This is a genomic window from Roseomonas rosulenta (genome assembly GCF_016106005.1).
Taxonomy (GTDB): Bacteria; Pseudomonadota; Alphaproteobacteria; order Acetobacterales; family Acetobacteraceae; genus Neoroseomonas; species Neoroseomonas rosulenta.
This window is the reverse complement of sequence record NZ_JACADR010000388.1, coordinates 1-3,155: the sequence shown is the minus strand read 5'-3', so window position 1 is coordinate 3,155 and position 3,155 is coordinate 1. Positions and strand designations below refer to the sequence as shown.

At 69.8% G+C, this 3,155-nt stretch carries 2 protein-coding genes; both read left to right on the top strand.

The genetic code is table 11. The annotated features are described in order from the left end of the window. The coding region (locus HW578_RS24690) for a type VI secretion system Vgr family protein (RefSeq protein ID WP_198373355.1) at positions 1–1,757 on the top strand (1,757 nt) is incomplete at its 5' end. 30 nt (positions 1,758–1,787) lie between these two features. After that, positions 1,788–3,155 (top strand): hypothetical protein (locus HW578_RS24685; RefSeq protein WP_198373354.1); only part of this gene is annotated, 1,368 nt, incomplete at its 3' end.

The following is a 3,155-nucleotide window of genomic DNA, read 5'->3' as shown; positions in this document are numbered from 1 at the left end:
TCTCGCGCACCAGCGACTGCCGGATCTTCCAGGAGAAGACCATCCCCGACATCATCATGGAGGTGCTGCAGCTCCACGGTGTCACCAGCGTCGAGAAGAAGCTGCTCGGGACCTATCAGCCCCGCGAATACGTCGTGCAGTACCGCGAGAGCGCGCTCGACTTCATCCAGCGCCTGATGGAGCAGGAAGGCATCTTCTACTGGCACGAGCACTCGGAGGACGACCACAAGCTGGTGCTCGCCGACAGCAACGTCTCGGCCCCGACCATCCCGCTCGGCGAGGTCAGCTACCTCGGCGAGGACCCGCGCAGCTCGGTGATGAGCCTCGACGAGGAGATCGTCGTGCGCTCGGGCAAGTGGACGCTGCGCGACTTCAACTTCGAGACGCCCTCGCTCTCGCTCGAGGCGACGCAGCCGACCACCATCAACGTCGCCGAGATGAAGAAGCGCGAGCGCTTCGACTACCCGGGCATCTATCTTCAGACCAGCGCGGGCACCGACGTGGCCAAGCACCGCATCGAGAGCGAGGAGACCTTCCACCTGGTCCGCCGCGGCGACAGCGGGGTTGCCGAATTCGTCGCCGGCGCGCGCGTGACGATCACCGGCACGCCCAACCCCGAGGTGCTGCTGACCGAGGTGCGCCACCGCGCGCAGGACTACAGCCACTGGACCGACCAGGACTGGGCTGCGAGCGAGCGCAACCGCGGCATCGGCCGGCGCCGTCGCGACGACCTGGCCCAGCAGCGCGAGCCCTTCTACGGCAACGAGTTCGTCTGCATTCCGCAGAACGTGAAGTACCGCCCCGAGCGTGTCACGCCGCGCCCCTTCGTGCAGGGCCCGCAGACCGCGATCGTCACCGGCCTGCGCGGCGAGGAGATCCACACCGACAAGTACGGACGCGTGAAGGTGCAGTTCCACTGGGACCGGCTTGGCCAGAAGAACGAGAATTCCTCGTGCTGGATCCGCGTCTCGCAGGGGATCGCGGGCAAGGGCTGGGGCCAGATGCACATCCCGCGCATCGGGCAGGAGGTGATCGTCGACTTCCTTGAGGGTGATCCCGACCGGCCGATCGTCACCGGGCGCGTCTACAACGCCGAGAACACCGTCCCCTACGACCTGCCGGCCAACAAGACGCAGTCCGGCATCAAGACCAATTCGTCCATGGGCGGCGGCGGTTCGAACGAGATCAGACTGGAGGACAAGAAAGGCGCCGAGCAGATCTACGTCCACGCCCAGTTCAACCTCGACACCGTGGTCGAGAACAACGAGACGCGACACGTCAAGGTGGACCGCACCACCAACATCGACGCCAATGAAACCGAGACCGTAAAGGGTAACCGCACCCGTACGGTCAACGGCAACGAGAGCGTCACCGTCGACGGCAACCGCAGCCAGAGTGTGAAGGGCAACGAGACCTACGAGGTCACCGGCAATCGCACCTACGACGTGAGCGGCAAGGAGACGATCAGCGTGGTGGGCGACCAGAAGGTCACGGTCAACGCCAAGCAGGACGTGGTGGTGACCGCGGACGCCACGCTCGACACTTCGGCCAACCGCAAGGTGACGGCGGCGGCGAAGTACGAGCTATCGGCCGCCAATGTCGAGGTGACTGCGACAGGGTCGGTCAAGATCACCGTCGGCGCCTCCTCGATCGAGATGACCCCGGCCGCGATCACCATCAGCTCGGGCGCCTCCTCGGTGAAGCTCGATGCTATGGGCGTGTCGGTGATGGGGCCGAAGATCTCGCTGAATGGCTGAGGCGCGACCCGTATGCGACGGGGGAGCGCCATGACGCTGAACGCCGTCGAGCGGCGGCTGATGGACATCCGTGTCGCCTGGGAACGCTTCACCGCCGACGCCGCGCGCCGCGCGCTGGTGTGGAGCCTGCCGGCCTCCTCCGGGCGGCTCGCGGAATGCTTCTTCGAGGCGCAGAAGCTCGAGGTCCCGTATTCGACGCGCGACCTGTGCATCGTGTTCAAGGAGCCCTTCGAGCATTCGATCCAGTATTCCCGCGCGCTGCAGGCCGCGCTCGCGGGCATGTACGAAGCCAGCCGCGAGGACATCGCCGCCGAGGGCATCCCGGCCGACTGGCGCCCGCCGGCCGGGCCGCTGCCGGCCTCGGCCTACGGCGTGGTGCAGGCGCTGCGGTCCTTTGGCGCGAGCCACCATCAGCATTTCGGCCACCTGGCCGCGGTGCTGATGCCCACCGAGGTCTCCTCGGACGCCGCCTTCGCGGGCTGGCTGCGCCGCGCGCTCGATGCCGCGCCGCCGGAGCGACTGCGCATCGCGGCGCTCGATCCGGCCGAGGCGCCGCGCCTCGCCCCGCTCGCCGCCGACCCGCGCGTGCTGCACGAGACGCTCGCACTCGACATCATGGCGGTCGCGCAGGAGACCTTCGCGCAGGAACGCCCGCCCGGCCCCGCCGGCACCTTCCGCGACCTGATGACCGCTCTGGTCGTATTGTCCGAACGCGGCAGCCCGGCCGAGGTGCGCGCAAAGGCCGCGCAGGCCTATGCCTTCGCCGGCGCGCAGGGCTGGTCGGACCAGCAATCCGCGGTGGCGGCGGTGGTCGGCGGCGCGCAGATGCGCCACGGCCAGCACGACACGGCGGTGGAATCCTACCGCTTCGCCGACGCTGCGGCAGTCCGCGCGACCGAGGCCGGCAATCCGGCCGGCCCGCGGCTGCGCATCCAGTCCCGCTTCGGCGAGGCGGGCGCGCATTTCGCCGCCGCGCGCCCCGCCGAGGCCGCCGCCTGTTACGACGAGGCCGCTGCGATGGCGCTCGCGCTCGCGCCACCCGACCTGGTGCTGGCGATTGAGGCGGTGCGCATGGCGGCCTTCTGCCACGCCCGCATGGAGGACCGCGCCGGCGCCATCGCGCGCGGGCGGCGTGCGCTGGACCTGGGCGCGCGTCTGCGGGCAGATGCGCGCAACCTGACCAGCCTGCCGATCGCGGCCTCCGACCTGCTGCGCGTGATCGACCCGCAGCGCAGCGCGCGCATCGAAGCGCTGCGCGCCAGCGGCGAAGCGGGTTCCGAGGCCGCGCTGGCGCAGGCGGAGGCACAGGCCGCGGCGCTCGAGCGCGTGGCGCAGCCCGACCCCTTCGAGGCGGTGGAGTGCGGCCTGGCCGCCGCCGACGCCGCCGCCTGGCAGCAG